Genomic DNA, 22440 nt, shown 5'->3' on the forward strand with positions numbered 1-22440 from the left:
TGAGAACCGCGATGAGAGTCGCGTGACAGTGGCCGGTGGCAGGGTCGTGACCATCAGATCTGTGCACCCGGCCGAACGCCACGAGACGAGGGACATCCGATGACCAAGCTGCTGCTCGACGACGATCTGCTCGACGCCCAGCTGATCCGCGCGGTGGGCGCGACCAGCCATCAGGGGGCCGACCTCGGCGAGGTCGTGCAGGCGGTCCGGGGACTCGACGAAACGGACCTCACCGCCTGGTACGAGGCCTGGAACACCCTGGGCGAGCGGACTTTCGAGCTCGGCGAGCAGCAGGAGGCGGCCGGCCACCGGATCAGCGCCCGCAAGGCGTTCCTGCGGGCCTGCACCTACCTGCGCACGGGTGGCTCGATGCTGTACAGCACGCCGGTCGATCCGCGGATGGCCCTGAGCAATACCCGGCAGACCGCCGCGTTCCGCCGGGCGGCCGCGCTGATGGACACCCCGGTGGAGGTCGTGCAGATTCCGTTCGAGGACACGACGCTACCCGGGTACTTCCTGCGCGCGGCCGACGAGATCGGAGTGCGCCGGGCCACCCTCATCGGTTTCGGCGGGTACGACGGCACCTGCGAGGAGTGCTATTTCTACTTCGCCGCGCCGGCGCTGGCCCGCGGGTACAACGTGCTGATCTTCGACGGGCCCGGCCAGGGTGCCGCCCTGCTCCAGCAGGGTCTGCCGATGCGGCCGGACTGGGACGCGGTGATCACCCCGGTGGTCGATTTCCTGCTGGCCCGGCCCGATGTCGACCCGAACCGGATCGCCCTGGCCGGCCTGTCCCTGGGCGGCTTCCTCGGGCCGCGCGCGGCGGCCAAGGAACACCGGCTGGCCGCCCTGATCGCGGACTCCGGCGCCTATGACATGTACGCGGGGGCGATCGCCCGGCTGCCGGAGTCCATCGCCAAGGGCTACGAGGCGGGGGACGCGGACGCGCGAGCCGCGCTGGCCCAGATCCTCGATGGCATGGCCGCGAAGCCCACGGCCGGCTGGAGCATGCGCCGCGGCGTCGTCGTGCACGGCGTGACCGACCCGCTGGCCTACTTCGACACGATGAAGGACTTCCGGCTCAACGGCTACGCGCAGACCATCACCTGCCCGACCCTGGTGACCCACGCCGAGGGCGACGCCGTCGGGGCCAGCGCACCCCAGACGTTCGAGGCGCTGACGGTGCCGGACAAGCAGCTGATCACCTTCACCGCGGCCGAGGGCGGCGGGGACCACTGCGAGGCCGCCGCCCGGACACTGTTCGACACCCGCGCCTTCGCCTGGCTGGACGAGCGGCTGCGTCCGGACGTCCTGGCCTGACCGTCGGGGCCGGCCCGGATCGGGTGACCGGGCCGGCCCCGACATAGCAACCGCACAGCCGTACCCGGAGGGCCTCCCAGGTCGATGCCGCACCGTCATCGGCATGAGTGCGTTCACGCTGACCGATGGCTGGGCCGGGGATCTGGACCCGGACGGCGAGCCGGAGCCCCCCGGTACCCGGTCGACCCGGGTGACCCTGGACGTCGTCGTCCCCGTCTACAACGAAGAACTCGATCTGCCGCGCAGCGTGGCGCGGCTGCACGACTACCTGAGCTCCCAGGTCCCGATGAGTTTCCGGATCACCATCGCGGACAACGCCTCCACCGACCGGACGGCGGCCATCGCCGACGAGCTGGCCCGGCAGCACCCGCAGGTGCGCGCGGTCCATCTGGGCCAGAAGGGACGCGGGCGAGCGCTCAAGCAGGTCTGGTTGGACTCCGACGCCGACGTCCTGGTCTACATGGACGTGGACCTGTCCACCGACCTGTCCGCCCTGCTGCCGGTGGTCGCGCCGCTGGTCTCCGGCCACTCGGACCTGGCGATCGGCACCCGACTGCACCGCGGGTCCCGGGTTATCCGAGGACCCAAGCGGGAATTCATCTCTCGCTGTTACAACCTGATCCTGCGGGGCACCCTGGCGGCCCGCTTCTCCGACGCCCAGTGCGGGTTCAAGGCGATCCGGCGCAACGTCGCCCAGCAGCTGCTGCCGCTGGTTCAGGACACCGGCTGGTTCTTCGACACCGAGTTGCTGGTGCTGGCCGAACGGTCGGGCCTGCGGATCCATGAGGTGCCGGTCGACTGGACCGACGACCCGGATTCCCGCGTCGACATCGCGCAGACGGCCAAGGACGACCTGCGGGGCGTTTGGCGGGTGGGCCGGGCCCTGGCCAACGGCTCGCTGCCGCTGGCCGACGTGCGCCAGCAGCTGGGCCGCGCGCCGCTGGAACCGGCCACCCCCGGGGTGCCCAGCGGGATGACCAAACAGATCGTCCGGTTCGCGGCGATCGGCGTCGCCAGCACGCTGGCCTACCTGGTGCTGTTCTTCCTGTTCCGGCTGGGCGTCGACGCCCAGGCAGCCAACTTCCTGGCCCTGGCCATCACCGCCGTCGCCAACACCGCCGCCAACCGCCGGATCACCTTCGGCATCCAGGGCCGCACCGGAGCCGTCCGGCACCAGTTCCAGGGCTTCGGCGTCTTCCTGCTCGGGCTGGGCATCACCAGCGGTTCGCTGGCCCTGCTCACCGCGATCACTGCGCAGCCCAGCGTGCCGGTGGAGATCGCCGTCCTCGTGCTGGCCAACCTGGTGGCCACCGCGGTCCGGTTCGTCCTGCTGCGCAGCTGGGTATTCCGCCGCGCCGCCGAGCCCGCCGCGTCCCCGACCCGCATCCCCGTCACGACCATCGAGGAATAGCCATGTCCACCCTGACCGACGGCCCGGCCACCGCGGCCCCACCCCCGCTCCCCCCGACCCCGGCCGACGGGCCGCGTCCGGGGCATCCACGCAGTTGGGCGGGTCGCCTGTTCCTCGGCCCGGCCGACGACCCCCGGTGGGCCCGCCCCGCGCTGTGGGGCCTGCTCGCCGTCACCGCGGCGCTCTACCTGTGGAACCTGTCCGCATCCGGCTACGCCAACGACTTCTACGCGGCGGCGGTGAAGGCCGGAACGCAGGACCTCAAGGCCTGGCTGTTCGCCTCGCTGGACTCGTCCAACGCGATCACGGTCGACAAACCGCCGGCCTCGATCTGGCTGATGGCCCTGTCCGGCCGGATCTTCGGGTTCAGCTCGTGGTCGATGCTGATCCCGCAGGCGCTGCTCGGGGTGGGCACCGTCGCCCTGGTCTGGGCGGCGGTGCGCCGCTGGTCCGGGGACGCCGCCGGCCTGGTCGCCGGCGCGCTGGTCACGGTGACCCCGGTCGCCGCGCTGATGTTCCGGTTCAACAACCCGGACGCGCTGCTGGTCTTCCTGATGACGCTGGCCGGCTACTTCGTCGTCCGCGCCGTGGAGACCGAGCGTGGCCGCAGCGCCCTCCGCTGGCTGCTGCTGGCCGGCGTCGCCCTCGGGTTCGCCTTCCTGACCAAGATGCTGCAGGGCCTGCTGGTGCTGCCGGCGTTCGCGCTGGCCTACCTGGTTGCCGGGCAGTCCCGGTTGTGGACGCGGATCTGGCACCTGCTGGCCGCCGGTGGCGCGCTGATCGTGTCGGCCGGCTGGTACGTGCTGCTGGTCTCGCTGTGGCCGGCCGATTCCCGGCCGTACATCGGCGGCAGCACCGACAACTCGTTGTGGCAGCTGGCGATCGGCTACAACGGCCTGTCCCGGATCTTCGGCCGGTCCGCCTCGACCGCGACCGGCGGCGGCGCACCCGCCGGCGGTGGCGGCGGGTTCGGCGGCAACGCCGGGTTCGGCGGCTCGACCGGCCTGGGCCGGATGTTCGGCACCTCGTTCGGTACCGAGATCTCCTGGATGCTGCCGGCGGCCCTGATCGGCCTGCTCGCCGGTCTCTGGTTCACCCGGCGCTTCGCCCGTACCGACCGGATCCGGGCGGCGCTGATCCTGTGGGGCGGCTCGCTCGTGGTGTCCGCGCTCGTCTTCTCGTACATGGAAGGCACCGTCCACCCGTACTACTCGGTGGCGCTGGCGCCGTTCATCGCCGCCACCATCGCGGTGTCCGGTCGCGAACTGTGGCGGGGGCGGGACAACCACGTCGTCCGCGCCGTGCTGGCGTTGATGATCGCGGCCACCGGCATCTGGTCGTTCCTCCTGCTGTCCCGGGATTCGAGCTGGCTGCCCTGGCTGCGCTGGGTGGTCCTGACCGGGGCGCTGGCCGGCGCGGCCCTGCTGGTGGTCTCCGCCGGCGCCTGGCGTCGCTTCGCGATCATCGGCCTGCTCGTCGGCTCGTTGACCGCGCTGTCCGGCGCGGCTGCCTGGACCGTGGCCACCGCCGCCACCGCGCACAGCGGCTCCATCCCGACCTCGGGACCGTCCGGGTCCGGCGCCGGCGGCTTCGGTGGCGGGCGCGCCGGTTCGGGTGGTCTGCCCGCCGGAATCGCCGACCTTCCGGCCGGCGACCTCCCGACCGGCGCGCTCCCGGACGATCTTGCTGCCGGCGACCTGCCGACGGACGGGTCCTTCACTCCGCCCACCGGCGGCCTCAGCGCCCCACCGGGCGGCGGCTTCGGCGGCGAGTCCACGACCGTGAACTCCGACCTGATCGACCTGCTCAACGCCACCACCACCCGCTGGTCGGCGGCGGTGTCCGGGGCGCAGTCCGCGGCCCCGTACATCCTGAACACCGACACCGCGGTGATGGCCATCGGCGGCTTCTCCGGCGACCCGTACCCGACCCTGGCCCAGTTCCAGCAGTACGTGACCGACGGCGACATCAGCTACTACATCGCCGGCGGCGGAATGGGCGGCGGCCGGGGCGGGAACTCGGAGATCGCGCAGTGGGTGGAGGCGAACTTCACGGCCTCCACCGTGGGCGGCGTGACCGTCTACGACCTGCGGCCGGTCGCGAGCTGAAAGATTCCCGCGAATCGGCTTGACCCTGACGTCGCGTCAGGTTGCATCCTCGATGAGGCCCGGGAGAAAGGAACCCGGGCCCATCGAGGGGATGGCAGCAGATGAGTTACTCGGTCGGCCAGGTGGCCGAACTGGCGGGTGTGACGGTCCGGACGTTGCACCACTACGGCCAGATCGGCCTGCTGGAACCGCAGGACCGCACCGGCGCCGGGTACCGCCGTTATTCCACGGACGACCTGGACCGGCTGCACACCATCCTGTTCTACCGGGAGCTCGGCTTCTCCCTCGATGACATCGCGACCATCCTGGCCGATCCGGCCGCCGGTCCGGGCGCCCATCTGCGACGGCAGCGGGAGCTCCTGACCGAGCGGATCAACCGGCTCACCGCGATGGTCGCCGCCGTGGACAAGGAATTGGAGGCCTACACCATGGGTATTTCCCTGACGCCCGAGGAGAAGTTAGAGATCTTCGGGCCGAACTACAGCGAGGACTACGAGACCGAGGCACACCAACGCTGGGGCGACACCGACGCCTGGAAGCAGTCCCAGCAGCGGACGTCGACGTTCACCAAGCAGCAGTGGATCGAGATCAAGGCGGCCGGTGACGAGCTCAACCGTCGTCTGGCCGAGGCGATGACCAGCGGCGCCGCCCCGGACAGCCCCGCGGCCATGGACCTGGCCGAGGAGCACCGGCGCTCGATCGAAACGTTCTACGACTGCGGGTACCAGATGCACCGCGGGATCGGCGACATGTACGCCGCCGACGAGCGGTTCACCCGCACCTACGAGGACGTCGCCCCCGGGCTGGCCCAGTGGCTCCGGGACGCGATCCACGCCAACGCCGACCGGGCCGAGGCCCGCTGAAGCTGAAGCTGAGGCTGAGCAGCCGGTGGCAGCGGCTGTTTCGGCCGGGCGTAGGGCTGGCGCGCTGATCCAAGGTTCCCCGAGCCGGACATTTCCGGCGCGGAATCGGCACTTCGATCAGCGCGCCGGCTGGGGCCGGCGGCCGGGGCACCAGTCCGCGGCGCGGGCCGGCCAGGCGGGGCGCGCCCAGTTGTCCACAGGACTTGTCCCCAGCCGGCGGGGATCGTCCCCGATCCTCGCCGGCCGTGCGCCAGGCTCGTCCGATGCGCCGGCCCACCGACCTTCCTCCTGACGTTCGGCACCTGTTGGCCGTCGGCGACGACCTGGTCCGGCGCCGCGACCTGCTCGCACTGGGGGTCCCGCGGAGCAAGCTGACCCGGCTGGTGCGGCAGGAGTCGTTGGCGTCACTGGCCAACGGTGTCTACGCCGACCCGGCCACCGTCGCCGCGCTCGGCCCCTGGCCCTTGCTGCGGCTGCGCACCCGGGCGCTGTTGATGGTCAGCCCACCGAACACCTACGCCGCCGACTGGTCGGCGGTCGTCGTGCACGACCTGCCCACCGCCGGCGAGCCGCCGGCCGTGCCCAGCGTGCTCCGCCCGCGATCGTGTCGCAGCGGGTCGAACCGAACCATCAACGGCCGCACCCGGTTCGCCGCGGTTCCCGACACCTGGCTCGGCGACCACCACGGGGTCGCCTCGGTTCAACCGGCCTTCGCCGCCGTCGACATCGGCCGCCGGGCCGGTCGGCTGGCTTCCCTGATCGTGGCCGACGCGGTCGCCGCTCGGGACCACGGCCGGGACTCTTTGATCGCCGCCCTGCAGGACATCGACGGCTGGTCGGGGGCCGGGCGGGCGTCGTGGGCGGTGCGGCACTGCGATCCCGACGTGGAGTCCCCGTTGGAATCGGCCGGCCGGCTGGCCTTCATCCGGGGAGGGCTGCCACCGGCGCGGACCAACGAGTGGGTGGGCGAGCATCTCCCGGTCTTCCGACTGGACCACTACTGGCCGGAGCAACGGGTCGGCGCCGAGGCCGACGGTCTGCGGAAGTACCTGAGCGACCCGGCCGCGACGATCCGTCAGGAGAAGGAACGCGAATGGCGGCTGCAGCGGATGGGTATCCGGGTGATCCGGTACGGCTGGGCCGTGGCGGTGGGCTCGCCGGACCTGCTGGCCCATCGGGTGCGGGAGCTGCTGGCGGCCCCGCCGCTACCCCCCGGTCAGCTGCTGACCTGGTCCAACCGCGACGGGCGAGCCCTTCGCGGCCTGGGTCGTCCGGCCTGAGCCGCCGGGCCCGAGCAGGTTGACCCGAGCCGCTTGGTCGCGCTGATCCAAGGACCACCAATTCGGGCGAAACGGGCGACAAATCAGTACTTGGATCAGCGCGGCGCCCCATCAGCGACGCGAGGTCCGGACCTACGGGGCCTTGGCCGCCACCGGATCGCGGTTGAGCAGCTCCTGCAGCACCGCCGGGTCCTGCATCTCCATCCAGGCGATGACGTCCTGGTAGGTGGCGCAGTAGACGTCGGGCTGGCCGCACTTTTCCTTCATGAAGTCCATGGCCGGCGGGTTGAAGGAGTCGCCGTTCCACTTGTTGAAGTGGTTGGCGATCAGGATCGGCGCCCGGTTGCCGTTGTACGCCTGGTCGAACATGTACTCGTAGGTGCCCTTGACGATCGAGCGCAGCTCGGGCGCGGTGTCGGGCTCGTCCTTGGCGCCGTTGAACTTGGCCCAGAAGTTGTAGTCCATCGCCGTCGTCATGCCGTCGAAGCCGGGCGAATAGACCTGGGGCATGTAGAACTCCCAGATGCCGTCGACCTTCTGCGGCCAGTAGATGCCGTTGCGCGGCGCCGGCATCGACGAGTCGTAGGTCATCCCGTGCGCCTTCCAGGCCGGGATCAGGGTCTTGAGCGAGCCGGTCAGGCAGGGGGTGCGGCCACCCTTGATCGACTCCGGCGGCACCGTCAGGTCGGGCGCGTCGGTGTAACCGTTGATCTCTTTCCAGTTCTTCACGAAGCCGAAGAACTGGTCCAGCTCGTCGTTCCAGTCGGCCGTCGTCCACTGGTTGCCGCCCGGCGGGGCGTCATCGCAGAAGTGCCCGTTGTAGTGGGTGCCGATCTCATGGCCCTTGGCGTAGGCCGTGTTCAGGTCGTTGACCTCGGTGACGATCTCGGACTCAGGGCCGCCGTAGCCGATGGCCGCCTTGCCGGTGGCGTGACCCGGGCCGGTGTAGGCGCCGGCGTTCTTGCCGGCGTCGCCGAGCAGGTAGATCCCGGACAGGAAGCCGGTGAAGCGGGAGTTGGTCTGGTCGGCCACCGCCATGAACTCGTTCCACCGCTGGTGCGAGCCGGCGCCGTCGAACGAGAAGATGATGAACTGCGGCGGAGTGTCGCCCGGCTCCAGTTTGGTCATCGGCACGTTCGTCGGCGGCCGTTCGGACGGGACCGACACCACCGGAACGGTGGGTGCGTCGGTGTCCTCGGCGAACACGTCGACCGACGTGCTGGTCGCCGTGGCCGACGATGCCGTCGCCACCTCACTGTTGCCCTGGTAGATCAGGACCCCGGTCACCGCGGCCAGGGCCACCACGACCCCGACGACCAGCAAACGCGAACGCATGCACCCCTCGATTCGACTCAACCGTGCAGCGTGGTCCGGCGGCGAGGCCGGGCGGCCGACCGGACCCGGTCGGCGAGCTGCACCGACTCAGGACGTCCGGCGGTGGGCCCGGGTTGCCGACGCGCGACGCTGCCCGGGTTCGAGGGTGCCACGCGGACGGGCCCGCCCCGGGGACGTCGGGGCGGGTGTCCGGCGGAAGATCCGGTCAGCCGGTGGGGCCGGGACCGCCGGTGGGCGGCGGGACGATGGCCGAGGTCGGGACCGTCGAGGGATCGACGTCGATGGTGGACGGCGCCGTCGAGGCCGACGGGTCGACCAGCACGTCGTGGCAGGCGTTGACGCCGCCGTTGCGGCCCAGGGTGAACCACTGCACCCGCTGGAAGGCGTCCCCGTGGTCGGCGGTCATCGTCCACGGCATCTGGTCGGACAGCGCGCTGAGCGAGGTCACCAGCTCCTGCTCGTCACCCGCGTCGAACTCCAACGTGCCGTCGGCGACCGCCCCGTACAGCGCCGCGGCGCCCAGGCAGTCGGCCTGCAGTTCCTGGGCCTGGGCCACCAGGCTGCTGTCCAGCCGGGCCTGGATGGCATGACCCCACTCGTGGGCGATCACCAGGTAGACCCACGAGTCGCCGATCTGATCGGCCCCGTTGACCAGCAGGCTGGCGTCCCAGGCGACCGAGTCGTTGTCCGGGCAGTAGAAGGCGTTGTAGGCCTCCAGCGGTTCCCCGCCGCACTGCGGTGCGGTGTCCGGGTCGGTGCCGTCGTACAGGCCGACGACCGTGGGCGGGGTGTAGGTGCCGGTGTAGAAGTCCGACCAGTGGGCGGTCCAGTAGCCGTCGACGACGGTCTGCGCGCCGTCGATGTCGCCCTTGAGCTCCTCGATGGTGACCCCGCTGTCCAGCGTCAGGTCGGTGGCCGTCGCGGTGGACCGGCTCGTCGTCGGGGTCGTCCGCGGACTCGAGCTGGACGACTTGGTCGTGGTGGTGGCGGTGCTGGTCGTGGGGCCGGCGGCGCCCTGGCCCACCGCCGCCGTGCCGGTGACCCCGCCACAGGCGGCCAGCACGAACACCAGACCGGACGCGGCGGCGGCCGTGACGGCCGTCCTGACCGATATACGCATGATTTCCTCCAGCGAGCTGATCATTTGAGCGGCCGGTCACCCGTTCGGCGGTCGGCACGCCCACCCAGGAGCACCGCCGCCGCCGCGGCGATACCCCCGGGTTTCGACCGGTTCGGAAATTCTTGGCGCCTACAGCTGCTTGATCAGTTCCCGCTTGAGGATCTTGCCGCTGGGGCCCAGCGGCAACGTCTCGACGAACTCGACCCGCCGGGGCACCTTGTGCCGGCCCAACTTCTCCCGGGACCAGGTCATCAGGGTGTCGGCGTCCAGGTCCTGTCCCTCCGGCGAGCGCACGACGACGGCGCAGATCTCCTCACCGTGGGTGGCGTCGGGCACCCCGACGACGGCGACCTGGGCGATCCCGGGGTGGCTGGCCAGCACCTCCTCCACCTCGCGCGGGTAGACGTTGAACCCGCCGCGGATGATCAGGTCCTTCTTCCGGTCGACGATCGAGAGGAACCCGTCGGCGTCCTTGACCCCCAGATCGCCGCTGCGGAACCAGCCGTCGACCACGGCGGCCGCGGTGGCCTGCGGGTTGTTCAGATAGCCGGCGAAGATGTTGTGGCCGCGCAGCACCACCTCGCCGACCTCGCCCTGCGGCAGCAGCGCGATCCGGTCCTCGATCGCCGGGTCGGCGATCTCCGCTTCGGTGCCCCAGATCGCGCGGCCGACCGTGCCCGGCTTGCGGCCGAACACGGCCTGGTTGAAGGTGGCCACCGGCGAGGTCTCGGACAGCCCGTACCCCTCGTAGATGTCGGCCTCGAACACCCGCTTGAACGCGTCGATGACGGCCACCGGCAGGCTCGCCCCGCCGGAGACCGCCCGCCGCAGCACCGGCCGACGCTCGTCCTCCCGGGCGGCGGCCAGCAGGCCGATGTACATGGTGGGCACGCCCATGAACACGTTCACGCTCTCGCCCACGATCAGCTCGAGTGCGGCCGCCCCGTCGAAGCGCGGCAGCAGCACCAACGTGCTGCCCGCGTAGAAGCCGGCGTTCATCGAGCAGGTCTGGCCGAACGAGTGGAAAAGGGGTAGGCAGCCCAGGATCACGTCCTCGGGCGTCAGATCCAGCACGGTCGTCGCGCTGATCATGGCGTTCATCGCCATGTTCAGCTGGGTGAGCACCGCACCCTTGGGCGAGCCGGTGGTGCCCGAGGTGTACAGGATCACCGCTTCGTCCGACGGTTCGCGCTGGACGTAGGTGCGGATCGGCTCGACGTCGGCGGCCAGCAGGTCCAGCCGGTCGACGCCCTCGGGCCCGCCGAGCACCGCCAGCACCGGCACCCCGGCCTGCTCCGCCCCGGGCAGCCCCTGCGCCAGCAGCGGCCCGGCGGCGACCAGCAGCGAGGCCTGGGAGTCGGTCAGCACGAAACCGATCTCCCGGGCGACCAGCAGCGCGTGCACCGGCACGACGACGGCGCCCAGGGACAGCACGGCGTAGTAGACCCGGGGAAAGTCGGGCACGTTCGGCAACAGGAGGGCCACCCGGTCGCCCGGGCCGACGCCGCGCTCGCGCAGCACCGCGGCGTACCGGCGAGACTCCTGCCACAGGGTGGCGTACCCGATCCGTTGCGGCCCCATCACCACCGCGTCCCGATCGGGGTAGCGCGACGCGGATTCGGACAGGATGGCCGCCAAGCTCAGGCTCATGCCGTCACCCCCTGCGGGGCGCTCGCGCGCTCCACGCCCCTTCCGGGTGCGACGGCGCGGACTCGATGATTCGCTCGCTGGCGCTCGCTCATGCCGTCGCCCCCTGCGGGGCGTTCGCGCGCTCCACGCCCCTTCCGGGTGCGACGGCGCGGACTCGATGATTCGCTCGCTGGCGCTCGCTCATGCCGTAGGGACCTTTCGTGATCAGGTCCGACGGGCACCGTTGCCCGCCGGCCACAGCGGCGACCGGGGGGTCGGCCCCGACCCGAGCACCTGGCGACCACTGTGTCTCATCCAGGTTACTGGCCGGTAAACCTTCGCCGCGTCCCCCGAATGAGGCGCTCGTCGCCCCGCCCGTGGACAGGAGCATTCCGTCCGACCAGTAATCTCGTCAGCAACGAGCGCCACCTCGACGCGCCGGCAGTCGGCCATCTCGGCCCTGCCTGGCCGATTGCCACCCTGACGAACGAGAGGCGAATACCGCGATGACCAAGGCCACCGACGCCGCCCCGACCCCGGCGAACCCGCCCGGATCCGCCGAGGCGACGGGCACCATCCAGTTCATGCCGCCGACCGAGGCCACGCTCGAGGCGCCGGCCACCGGCTCCCTGGAGTACGGCGGGCAGAAGCTGGACCTGAAGGTGATCCCGGCCACCGAGGGCGCCTCCGGCATGGAGATCTCCAAGCTGCTGACCACCCTGGGTGTCATCACCCTGGATCCGGGGTTCACCAACACCGGATCGACCACGTCCAAGATCACCTACATCGACGGTGACGTCGGCATCCTGCGCTACCGCGGGTACCCGATCGAGCAGCTGGCCGAGCACTCCACGTTCCTGGAGACCAGCTACCTGCTCATCCACGGTGAGCTGCCCACGACCGCGGAGCTGGACTCGTTCACCAAGCGGATCAGCCGGCACACCATGCTGCACGAGGATCTCAAGCGGTTCTTCGACGGCTTCCCCCGGGACGCGCACCCGATGCCGGTGCTTTCCAGCGCGGTCAGCGCGCTGTCGACGTTCTACCAGGACTCGCTGGACCCGTTCAATCCCGAGCAGGTCGAGCTGTCCACCGTGCGGCTGCTGGCCAAGCTGCCCACCATCGCCGCGTACGCCTACCGCAAGTCGGTCGGCCACCCGTTCCTGTACCCGGACAACTCGTTGAGCCTGGTCGAGAACTTCCTGCGGATGTCGTTCGGCTTCCCGGCCGAGCCGTACGAGGTCGATCCCAAGCTGACCAAGGCGCTCGACCAGCTGCTGATCCTGCACGCAGACCACGAGCAGAACTGCTCCACCTCGACCGTGCGGCTGGTCGGCTCGTCCAACGCCAACCTGTTCGCCTCCGTCTCGGCCGGCATCAACGCCCTGTTCGGCCCGCTGCACGGCGGCGCCAACCAGGCCGTGCTGGAGATGCTGGAGGGCATCAAGAAGGACGGCGGTGACGTCGGCCACTTCGTCAAGCGGGTCAAGGATCGCGAGCCCGGCGTCAAGCTGATGGGCTTCGGGCACCGGGTCTACAAGAACTACGACCCGCGTGCGGCCCTGGTCAAGGCCACCGCCGACGAGGTGCTGGCCTCCCTGGGCGCCCAGGACCAGCTGCTCGACCTGGCCAAGCAGCTGGAAGAGGTGGCGTTGTCCGACGACTACTTCATCTCCCGCAAGCTGTACCCGAACGTGGACTTCTACACCGGCCTGATCTACAAGGCGATGGGCTTCCCGACCCGGATGTTCACCGTGCTGTTCGCGCTGGGCCGGCTGCCCGGCTGGATCGCCCAGTGGCGCGAGATGATCAACGACCCGGCCACCAAGATCGGCCGCCCGCGGCAGGTCTACACCGGGTACACCGAGCGGGACTACATCCCCACCGAGCAGCGCTGACCGTCAGCCGCTGATCCGAACGACCCCGGTGCCCGTCCGGACCGTCCCCGACCTCACGGTTTGGGGCCGGACCCGGGCGGGCACGGTCGTGCCATGACCTCGACCAGCCTGCTCTGGTTCCGCCGCGACCTGCGGTTGGGCGACCACCCGGCGTTGGCCGCCGCCGCCGACCACAACCACCGTGTGCTGGGGGTTTTCGTCGCCGACGACGTGCCCCTGGACGCCTCCGGCTCGCCCCGGCGGGCCGTGCTGGCCCGGACCCTGGCCGCCCTGGCGCAGGCCATGGACGGTCGGCTGCTCATCGCCCACGGGCGCCCGCGGTCGGTGCTGCCCCGGCTGGCCCGGGCGGTGGACGCGGACGTCGTGCACGTCTCGGCCGATTACGGGCCGTACGGGCGGCGGCGGGACGAGCAGGTGCAGCGGGCCCTGCAGGATGCCGGCGTCGAGTGGGTGGCCACCGGCTCGCCCTACGCGGTGGCCCCCGGGCGCGTGCGCAAGAGCAACGGCGAGCGGTACGCGGTGTTCACGCCCTTCTACCGGGGCTGGACCGACCACGGGTGGCGCAAGCCCGCCCGGTCCGGGTCCGGGGTCGACTGGGTCGACCCGGGCGAGGTCGACGGGATCACTGCCCACGACCCGCAGGAGTACGCCCGCACGGTGCCGGCCGGCATGTCGTTGCCGGAGGTGGGCGAGCAGGCCGCGCTCGATGGCTGGCGCACCTTCCGGGACGAGGCCCTGGACGACTACGACGGCGACCGGGACCGCCCGGATCGCCCTGGCACCAGCCACATGTCGGTGTACCTGAAGTGGGGCTCGATCCATCCGCGCACCCTGCTGGCCGATCTGGCCGGCCGCCGCTCGACTGGCGCGGCCAGCTACCGGCGCGAGCTGGCCTGGCGGGAGTTCTACGCGGACAGCGTCTTTCATCTGCCCGAGTCGGTCTGGACCTCGGTGGACCCGGTGATCGACCGGATGGCCTGGGATTCCGGCCAGCCGGCCGAGGAACGCTTCGAGGCGTGGCGGGCCGGGCGGACCGGCTACCCGTTCATCGATGCCGGGATGCGTCAGCTGCTGGCCGAGGGCTGGATGCACAACCGCCTGCGGATGGCCACCGCCTCGTTCCTGATCAAGGACCTGCACCTGCCCTGGCAGCGCGGCGCCGAGCACTTCCTGGAGCACCTGGTGGACGGCGACTACGCGTCGAACAATCACGGCTGGCAGTGGGTGGCCGGATCGGGCGCCCAGGCGGCGCCGTTCTTCCGCATCTTCAACCCGCTCACCCAGGGCGAGAAGTTCGACCCGTCAGGGGATTTCGTCCGCCGGTACATTCCCGAACTACGGGACGTGCCGGGTCGCAAGGTGCACCGGCCGTGGGAGCTGGACGGCGGGGTCCCCGCCGGCTACCCGGAGCCGATCGTCGATCACGCCGACGAGCGGGCCGAGGCCCTGCGCCGCTGGCAGCAGCGCGGCTGACGCCCCGCTCCCCCGCCCCCGGCCTCCCTCGTGGTGTTGATCATGGGAGGAATGCCGTTATCCGGGACGGATAACGGCATTCCTCCCATGATCAACTGCAGGTCGGGGGTCGGCGGGGGTCCCCGCCGACGGCGCGGGACAGGGCCCGGCCGAACTGCAGCAGGCGCTGCATCTGGGCCAGCCCGCCGTCGGTCACCGACTTGGAGAACCGGTAGGTCTCCACGTACTGCAGGGTGCGCGTCTGGTTGGCCTCGGCGAGTTCGGTCACCGACTTCTCCGGGGTCTGCGTGGACAGGTACAGCTGCACCGCGTTCATCGACCGCGACCCGTCGGGCTCGGTGCGGAACCGGTGCCGCAGGCCCTGGTCGACCACCGCGGTCAGCGGGACGGTCCGCAGGGAGGAGGCGAACATCAGATCGTCCGGGCGGTCGTCGTCGACCTCATCGTCGCCGTGCCACAGGATCAGCCGCCGCCCGTCGGTGACTGCCACCTCCTGCCACAACGCCTCGCCCCAGGGCTGCGCACTGGTCACCAGCTCGCAGGTGAAGGAGAGCACGTCGGCCGGGTCGAGCACGCCGGACAGCTCCTCCAGGGCGACGTCGGGATCGCGGAGGTAGGCGCGGACCGCGTCGTCCAGTTGTGCGTACGGAGCCCAGTCCTGCGGGACGTGGGGACGCGGAGCGATCATCGGACCTCCTCACCGCAGATTGTGCCCGAGCCGGGTCGGCCCGGCGCAGCCCGGCCCGGGCCGCGCCGGTCAGTCATGTCGGCGGGTGTCGTAGCGCACCAGGGACCGGCCGAGGGTGGCCGCCAGCAGGGTCAGCACGATGGTCGCGATCCCGCCCGCGACCACGGCGAACGTGGTCGAGGTGGCCGCGGCGACCAACCCGTGCACGAAGTCGGCGACCCGGGGCCCGCCGGCCACCACCACGGTGAACACCCCCTGCATCCGGCCGCGCATCTCGTCGGTGGCGTTGACCTGCAGGATCGTCGATCGGTAGACCGCGCTGACCAGGTCGGCCCAGCCACCGACGGCCAAGTAGATCGCGGCCAGCCAGAGGATCGAGGTGGTGCCGTACAGGGCCATCGACGCGCCCCACACCACGATGGCGGCGATGATCGCAATGCCCTGGCGGTGCACCCGGTGGATCCAGCCGCCGGTCAGGCCACCGATCAGCGCGCCGACGGCCAGCGCGGCGTTGAGCACGCCCAGTTCGAAGCCTCCGCCGACGGCGCCGCCGAAGGTCTCCTGGGCCATCTGCGGGAACAGCGCGCGGGGCATGCCGCAGACCATCGCGATGATGTCCACCACGAAGGTCATCAGCAGCAGCGGCTTGAGCCGCAGGTAGGCCAGGCCGTCGATCACCTTGGCCCGGCCGCGCCGCTCCCCCAGCGGCGGCACCGGCGGCAGCTTGATCACCGCGTACAGGATGCCGACCAGGGTCAACGCGTCCAGGAAGTACAGCCAGGGCACCCCGATGATCGGAATCAGCATGCCCACCAGCAAGGGGCCGACGATGACGCCGATGCTGAACACGGTCATGCCCAGCGCGTTGGCCGACGGCACCAGCTCGGCCGGCACGATCCGCGGGATGATCGCGCTGCGGGTCGGCTGGTTCACGGCGAAGAAGCCCTGCTGGACGGCCAGCAGGGCGAACACCGTCCACACCGACTCGTTGCCGATCAGCGCGGCCAGCCACAGGCCGATGCTGGTCACCGCGATCCCGACCGAGGTCACCATCAGCAGCTTGCGCCGGTCGTAGGTGTCCGCGATCGCGCCGCCGAGCAGCCCGAAGACGACCAGCGGGACCAATGCGACCAGCGAGGCAATGCCGACCCAGGCCGAGCTGCCGGTCAGGTCGAACACCTGCTGCTGCACCGCGACGGTGGTCACCATGGCCCCGACCACGGTGAAGACCTGACCCAGGAACAGCCGCCGGTAGGCCGGGATGGACAGCGGCCGCAGGTCCGGTCCGATCCGTCGCCAGTTCCGGTTCGGCCGATCGGTCACCGCGTCGGCAGCGGGTTCGGAGGCGGACGCCGTCCGCGCGTCGACGTCGGGGGCGGGGTCCGGGTTCGGCGGCCCGGCGGTCATGCCGTCACGGAGCGAGCCGCTCGATCACCCAGTCACCGGCGCTGTCCCGGCGGTACCGCAGCCGATCGTGCAGCCGGGCCCGCCGCCCCTGCCAGAACTCCACCGTCTCCGGCACGATCCGCCAACCACCCCAGAAGTCCGGCAGCGGAACGGGATTCGTCGCGTCCATGACCGGGTCGGCGCCGCCGAAGCGCTGCGCCACCTCGTCCTGCAGCGATTCCAGCGCGGCCCGGTCGGGCAGCACGGTCGACTGCGGGCTGGCCCACGCGCCCAGCCGGGAGCCACGCGGCCGGGTCGCCCAGTAGGCCTGGGCCAGCTCATCGGACACCCGCTGCACCGCCCCGCGCACGTGCACCTGGCGTTGCAACCCGATCCACGGGAAGGTCGCCGCGGCCCACGGGTTGGCCTGCAGGTCGCGACTCTTGTCCGAGCCCAGGTTGGTGTAGAACACGACGCCGTCGGCGTCCACGCCCTTGCACAGCACGGTCCGGCTGGCCACCTGGCCGGTCGGCGCGGCCGTGGCCACCACCATCGCGTTGGGCTCGGGCAGTTCGGCGGTGATCGCGTCCTGCAGCCACCGGTCGAACTGGGTCACCCAGTCGGCGGCCAGATCCTCCTCGGCCAGCCCGGCCAGCGAGTACTCCGCCCGCATCGCGGCCATCCTGGTCACGCCCTGCTCCATGCCCATCCCACGCCCCGTCCCAGGCCTGATCGCAGGCCCCTTGCCGTTCGTCGTACTCGTCCGCCCGGCTCGCTGCGGCCCGGCCAACCCGATCAGACGCTACGCCGCGTGCTGACGGCGCCCTCGGGACCGATCCAGAAGGTAAAGGCGTGACCAAGACCACCTTTCCGGCCCTGGTTCTTTCGCACCCTGCGCGGGCATTGTGAACTGACGGCGACGCTCACCCTCGCCCCCGCTCGTATTCGGCCCCCTTCAGCCGGAATTCGGCGGGACCCCGGCTTTCCCGCTCGACCCATCCCCGGCGCATCGTCGCTCCGGTTCACCCTCGGCGTGGAGGTACAGATGGCAACCAACGGCTCCGACTTCGTTCCCGGCCTGGAGGGCGTGGTCGCGTTCCACACCGCCATCGCCGAACCCGACCGGGACGGCGGGTCGCTGCGCTACCGCGGCGTCGACATCGAGGGTCTGGTCGGCCGGGTCGGCTTCGAGGACGCCTGGGCGTTGCTGGTCGACGACGAGTTCGGCGCCCGGCTGCCGGTGGAGACCGCCGGCCCGGCGTTCCGCTCCGGCGACGTCCGGGTGGACGTGCAGGCCAGCCTGCCGCTGCTGGCCCCGGCCCGCGGGTTCGGTCCGCTGCTGGACATCACCGACGAGCAGGCCCGCGACCACCTGGCCCAGACCACGGCCGCGGTGCTGTCCTACGCGGCCCATTCGGCCCGGGGCGAGCGCCCGGCGGTCTCCGCCCGTGACCTGGAATCGTGTTCGACCGTCGTCGAGCGCTTCGTCACCGCCTGGACCGGCGAGGCAAACCCGTTGCAGGTCAAGGCGTTGGACGCCTACTGGGTCTCGGCCGCCGAGCACGGGATGAACGCCTCCACCTTCACCGCCCGGGTGGTCGCCTCCACCGGTGCGGACGTACCGGCCAGCATCACCGGGGCGATCGGCTCGATGTCCGGGCCGCTGCACGGCGGGGCCCCGGCCCGGGTGCTGCCCATGGTCAAGGAGGTCGAGGCCAGCGGTGACCCGCACGGCCTGGTCACCCGAATCCTGGACAACCACGAGCGGTTGATGGGCTTCGGACACCGCGTCTACCGGGCCGAGGACCCTCGCGCCCGCGTGTTGCGCCGGACCTGCCGCGAGCTGGACGCACCCCGCTACGAGGCGGCCGCCGCGCTGGAGCAGGCCGCCCTGGCGATCCTGCGCGAGCGCCGCCCGGACCGGGCGATCGAGACCAACGTGGAGTTCTGGGCCGCGGTCATCCTGGACTTCGCCGGGGTGCCGGCGGCGATGATGCCGGCCATGTTCACCTGCGCCCGCACCGCCGGCTGGAGCGCGCACATCCTGGAGCAGAAGCGGCTGGGCCGGCTGGTCCGCCCGTCCGCGGTCTACGACGGGCACGGCCCACGGGGCGTCGACGCGGTCGCCGGCGTCCCGGCCCTGGCCGCCGCGGTCTGAGCCCGACCCACCGCCGGCGGCAAATCCGCTCCGCCGGCGATGGCAAGATTGGGGCCGACTCGGCCGCCGGTCAGCTCAGGCCCGGTCGAGAGTCCGAATTGTCACGCAAGGAGACAGCGCCGCCATGGCCGACAGCAGCACCATCGTCCTGCCCGCCGATCTGAAGCCGGCCGACGGCCGGTTCGGCTGCGGCCCGTCCAAGATCCGCCCGGAGGCGCTGGCCGCGCTGGCCGGCTCCGGTACGTCGGTGCTGGGCACCTCCCACCGGCAGGCGCCGGTGAAGAACCTGGTCAAGCGGGTCCGCGCGGGCGTGGCCGACCTGTTCGCGCTGCCTGAGGGCTACCAGGTCATCCTGGGCAACGGCGGCACCACCGCGTTCTGGGACGCCGCCGCCCTTGGCCTGGTCCGCAACCGGGCCCAGCACCTGACCTACGGCGAGTTCTCCAGCAAGTTCGCCACCGTCACCCGGCAGGCGCCGTTTCTGGCCGACCCGGTCGTCGTCTCGGCCGACCCGGGCGATGCCCCCGACAGCGTCGCCCACCCGGACGTGGACGTCTACGCCTGGGCGCACAACGAGACCTCGACCGGGGTGGCCGTGCCGGTGCGCCGGCCGGCCGGCGCCACCGACGACCAACTGGTGCTGATCGACGCGACGTCCGGCGCGGGCGGCCTGCCGGTGGACATCGCCGAGACCGACGTCTACTACTTCGCCCCGCAGAAGGTGTTCGCCTCCGACGGTGGCCTGTGGATCGCGATCGCCTCCCCCGCCGCGCTGGACCGGATCGCCGAGATCGCGGCCACCGACCGGTGGATCCCCGAGTTCCTGTCCATCGCCACCGCGCTGGACAACTCGACCAAGGACCAGACCCTGAACACCCCGGCGGTGGCCACCCTGTTCCTGCTGGCCGACCAGCTGGACTGGCTCAACGGCCAGGGCGGCCTGGACTGGGCGACCAAGCGCACCGAGGACTCCTCCTCGCGGCTCTACGAGTGGGCCCAGGCGCGGGAGTACACGACCCCGTTCGTGGCCCGGCCCGAGCTGCGCTCGCAGGTCGTCGGCACCATCGACTTCGCCGAGTCGGTCGATGCGTCCGCGGTGGCGAAGGTGTTGCGGGCCAACGGGATCGTCGACACCGAGCCCTACCGCAAGCTCGGTCGCAACCAGCTGCGGATCGGCATGTTCCCGGCCGTCGAGCCGGCCGACGTGTCCGCGCTGACCGCCTGCGTCGACTACGTGGTCGAGCGCCTGTAGGGCGTCTGTAAGGACCCGCTCGCGCACCGGTCGGCGCGCCTGGGCGGGCCGGCCGGTGACGCGCGATACGGTCGCCCGGACGCTTGAAAAGTGCTGCGGGGAGGAGAACACCGATGCGCGCGCTTCGGGTGCTGGGACTGGCCGAGGACGGCGAGAACCTGCTTTGTGAAGACACGGTGACCGGCGAGGTCTTCTCGCTGCGCTCCGACGAACGGTTGCGGGCCGCGGTTCGCGGCGAGCTCCGGGGTACCGGTCAGCGGTCGGTGGAGACCGACCCGCAGCTGCGCCCCCGCGAGATCCAGGCGCGCATCCGGGCCGGCAAGACGATGGCCGAGGTGGCCGCCGAGGCCGTCACCAGCGTCTCCCGCATCGAGAGCTACGCCTACCCGGTGATGCTCGAGCGAGCCAGCATGGCCGACAAGGCGCGCGCCGCGCACCCGATGGTGGACGGCAACCCCACCCGAAAGACGCTCGAAGAGATCGTCACGGCCACCCTGCGCCAGCGCGGGCACGCCGAGGGCATGCGCTGGGACGCCTTCCGTCCCGACGACGGCGGCTGGCTGGTCGTCGTGCACTGGCACGCCGGACGCAGCGACAACCACGCGACGTGGGAGGTGCACACCGGACCGCGCACCACCACCCTGCGCGCCGCCGACGACGCCGCCCGCGAACTGCTCGATCCCTCGCCCCGCCCGCTGCGCACCATCGCCGAACCCACCGCCGGCGCCGCGCTGGCCGACAGCAGCGCGTTCGACGCGCTCTTCGGTGAGCCGGTGCGATCGGCCGTCGCCGGCACCGGCGGTGCCGGTCCGATGGGCCCGGCCGCCGGTGATGTCCGCGCACCCGAGACGAGCCGGCACCCCGCCGGGACCCGTCGCTCGCCCGATTCGGCTCCGGCTCCGAGCCCGGCCGGGTCGGCGTCGCCCGTGGCCACCCCGGCGCCGGCGGCCAAGCCGGTCGTTCCGCCGGCTGCCACCGCCCCGGTGCCGCCGCCCGCGCACCGCGAACCGGAACCACAGCCGGCCCGCCGGCCCGCGGAGATGACCGGGACCGACCAGGCGGCCCGGCCGGTGCGCCGCGGTCAGCGTCCGGTCATGCCGGGCTGGGAGGACGTCCTGCTGGGTGGTCCGTCCAGCAAGTCCTGAGGTGAGCCGGTCGACCGCGCCCGCGCGGTCGACCGCAACCCACGCCACCCGGGTTCGACCAGCCCGAGCACCAGCACCCCCAGGGTGACCAGCACGGCCAGGAACTCGGCGAACGCGACCAGCGGCAGCGCCACCGGCGTCCGGTTCCACAGGAACGGCGCGTAGCTGAGCACCGAGCACAGGTTCACCACGAGAGCGACCGGCCAGAACCGGCGCACGTGGAATGCGGCCAGGACGGTCAGCACGTCGGCGAGATAGAAGTAGCGTTCGTGCATCTCGGGCAGGAAGAACGGGACGGCCAGCACCAGCGCGGCGGCCAGCAGGACGATCTGACCGGTGGACAACGGCCCGGCCCGCCAGGCCAGCCAGGTCGCGCCGATCAGGATCGCCGCGGCGCAAGCGGCCCCGAGGATCACCCACCCGGTCGAGCCGTTCACCCACTGATACAGGGTCGGTGCGTTCTTGGTCCAGGTGCCCAGCCCGGTCGACTGGGTGGACAGCCCGCCCCCACCGCTGCGGCCGGCCGCGCCACCCGTGCCGCCGGTGCTGATCTGGTTCGGGTAGACCATCAGCAGGCTGCTCAGGCTCCGCCCGGCCAGCCACGCGGGCACCAGCATGGCCGCGAAGGCGGCCGGGATGGCAAGCACGGCCACCAGCCGCTGGCGGTTCACCAGCATCATGATCAGCAGCACCGGCAGGAAGAACACGGCCTGCAGCTTGAATGACAGCGCCAGCCCGAAGAACAGGCACGCCCACCAGGGGCGGGCTCGCAGCAAGAAGTACAGGCTGCCCAGGACGAACGCCGCGTAGATCGAGTCGCACTGGCCCCACACGCCGCTGTTGATCAGCACCGATGGTGTGAACAGCACGACGGCAAAGGCGAGCACCGCCGTCCAGGAGCCGAACGAGCGCCGGACGATGAGGCCGGCGAAGCCGGCCAGCACCAGGTCGAACATGACCGAGATCAGCTTGATGGCCACGATCTTGGGCAGCGGCAGGTAGGTCGCCGCCGCCAGCAGGTACAGGTAGGGCGGGTTGTAGTTGCCGATCTCGCGGCCGACCGCGGCGAACCCGCCCCCGTTGGCCAGCGCGTCGTACCAGGGGCTCAGGAAGACCCGGTAGTCGCTGTTGACCTCGTTCACGAACAGCAGCCGGACCGCCACCGCGGCCACCGCGGTCAGCGCGATGACGCCCGGCAGGAGCAGCCGGGGCCGGGTCGAGGCGGCCGGCGGCGGCGCGGGGGCACGGAGCGGCACGGGATGCTCCCAGGGTTGGCCGCCGTCCGGGCGGAGGTGGTTGCTGACCCGGCCATGCTCGAGCGGCAGGCTGTGACCGGGCCAAGAGTCCGCTGGGAGAAGCCCGACGGCAGACCGC

At 71.5% G+C, this 22440-nt stretch carries 17 protein-coding genes; 10 read left to right on the forward strand and 7 right to left on the reverse strand.

Translation table 11 applies throughout. From position 1 onward, the window contains the following. Positions 1–99: 99 nt before the first annotated feature. From NAMU_RS23260 to NAMU_RS23280, 5 genes are all read left to right on the forward strand, one after another. The gene (locus NAMU_RS23260) at positions 100–1320 is read left to right on the forward strand and encodes an alpha/beta hydrolase family protein (protein WP_015749785.1); all 1221 of its coding nucleotides are present in this window, start codon (positions 100–102) and stop codon (positions 1318–1320) included. 103 nt (positions 1321–1423) lie between these two features. Next, a complete protein-coding gene (locus NAMU_RS23265; RefSeq protein ID WP_015749786.1) occupies positions 1424–2731 on the forward strand; it encodes a bifunctional glycosyltransferase family 2/GtrA family protein in 1308 nt (435 codons plus the stop codon). 2 nt (positions 2732–2733) lie between these two features. After that, positions 2734–4839, forward strand: coding sequence for a glycosyltransferase family 39 protein (locus NAMU_RS23270; RefSeq protein WP_015749787.1), 2106 nt, complete (start codon positions 2734–2736; stop codon positions 4837–4839). A gap of 101 nt (positions 4840–4940) precedes the next feature. Beyond that, positions 4941–5702 carry a MerR family transcriptional regulator gene (locus tag NAMU_RS23275; RefSeq protein WP_015749788.1) on the forward strand — a complete coding sequence of 254 codons (762 nt, stop codon included), beginning with the start codon at positions 4941–4943 and terminating at the stop codon, positions 5700–5702. Between the two features lie 263 nt (positions 5703–5965). Further along, positions 5966–6982: a type IV toxin-antitoxin system AbiEi family antitoxin domain-containing protein gene (locus NAMU_RS23280; protein WP_015749789.1), complete on the forward strand. Its 1017-nt coding sequence runs from the start codon at positions 5966–5968 to the stop codon at positions 6980–6982. A gap of 132 nt (positions 6983–7114) precedes the next feature. On the opposite strand, the gene NAMU_RS23285 is transcribed toward NAMU_RS23280, so the two are convergent. The 3 genes from NAMU_RS23285 to NAMU_RS23295 form a co-directional block, all read right to left on the reverse strand. Beyond that, positions 7115–8317 (reverse strand): polysaccharide deacetylase family protein, encoded by a 1203-nt coding sequence (locus tag NAMU_RS23285; protein ID WP_015749790.1) that lies wholly within the window; start codon positions 8315–8317, stop codon positions 7115–7117. A 205-nt stretch (positions 8318–8522) separates the two neighbouring features. Beyond that, the gene (locus NAMU_RS27800) at positions 8523–9437 is read right to left on the reverse strand and encodes a neutral zinc metallopeptidase (protein WP_015749791.1); all 915 of its coding nucleotides are present in this window, start codon (positions 9435–9437) and stop codon (positions 8523–8525) included. Positions 9438–9566: 129 nt separating this feature from the next. Next, a complete protein-coding gene (locus NAMU_RS23295; protein WP_015749792.1) occupies positions 9567–11087 on the reverse strand; it encodes a long-chain-fatty-acid--CoA ligase in 1521 nt (506 codons plus the stop codon). Positions 11088–11650: 563 nt separating this feature from the next. Here NAMU_RS23295 and NAMU_RS23300 point away from each other — a divergent pair. Beyond that, the gene (locus tag NAMU_RS23300) at positions 11651–12964 is read left to right on the forward strand and encodes a citrate synthase (protein ID WP_138180866.1); all 1314 of its coding nucleotides are present in this window, start codon (positions 11651–11653) and stop codon (positions 12962–12964) included. Between the two features lie 93 nt (positions 12965–13057). After that, on the forward strand, positions 13058–14437 hold the full coding sequence (locus tag NAMU_RS23305; protein WP_015749794.1) for a cryptochrome/photolyase family protein: 1380 nt from the start codon (positions 13058–13060) through the stop codon (positions 14435–14437). Positions 14438–14528: 91 nt separating this feature from the next. Here NAMU_RS23305 and NAMU_RS23310 read toward each other — a convergent pair whose 3' ends face one another. From NAMU_RS23310 to pdxH, 3 genes are all read right to left on the reverse strand, one after another. Further along, positions 14529–15125, reverse strand: a complete 597-nt coding sequence (locus tag NAMU_RS23310) for a hypothetical protein (protein ID WP_015749795.1) — start codon at positions 15123–15125, stop codon at positions 14529–14531. 69 nt (positions 15126–15194) lie between these two features. Then, a complete protein-coding gene (locus NAMU_RS23315; protein WP_015749796.1) occupies positions 15195–16532 on the reverse strand; it encodes an MFS transporter in 1338 nt (445 codons plus the stop codon). Positions 16533–16536: 4 nt separating this feature from the next. Beyond that, complete coding sequence (gene pdxH / locus NAMU_RS23320; RefSeq protein WP_015749797.1) at positions 16537–17214, reverse strand: pyridoxamine 5'-phosphate oxidase; 678 nt, start codon at positions 17212–17214, stop codon at positions 16537–16539. Between the two features lie 342 nt (positions 17215–17556). Here pdxH and NAMU_RS23325 point away from each other — a divergent pair, with 342 nt between their 5' ends. The 3 genes from NAMU_RS23325 (at position 17557) to sepH (ending at position 21066) form a co-directional block, all read left to right on the forward strand. Beyond that, a complete protein-coding gene (locus NAMU_RS23325) occupies positions 17557–18669 on the forward strand; it encodes a citrate synthase 2 (protein WP_015749798.1) in 1113 nt (370 codons plus the stop codon). Between the two features lie 124 nt (positions 18670–18793). Further along, entirely contained in the window at positions 18794–19921 is a 1128-nt protein-coding gene (serC, locus tag NAMU_RS23330) for a phosphoserine transaminase (protein WP_015749799.1), read from the forward strand. Between the two features lie 113 nt (positions 19922–20034). Then, positions 20035–21066 carry a septation protein SepH gene (sepH, locus tag NAMU_RS23335; protein WP_015749800.1) on the forward strand — a complete coding sequence of 344 codons (1032 nt, stop codon included), beginning with the start codon at positions 20035–20037 and terminating at the stop codon, positions 21064–21066. On the opposite strand, the gene NAMU_RS23340 is transcribed toward sepH, so the two are convergent. Continuing rightward, positions 21003–22322 (reverse strand): glycosyltransferase 87 family protein, encoded by a 1320-nt coding sequence (locus tag NAMU_RS23340; protein ID WP_015749801.1) that lies wholly within the window; start codon positions 22320–22322, stop codon positions 21003–21005. The two genes, sepH and NAMU_RS23340, sit on opposite strands and share 64 nt — an antisense overlap. Positions 22323–22440: the final 118 nt, after the last annotated feature.

Origin of the sequence: Nakamurella multipartita DSM 44233 (assembly GCF_000024365.1) — a bacterium.
Classification (GTDB): Bacteria; Actinomycetota; Actinomycetes; order Mycobacteriales; family Nakamurellaceae; genus Nakamurella; species Nakamurella multipartita.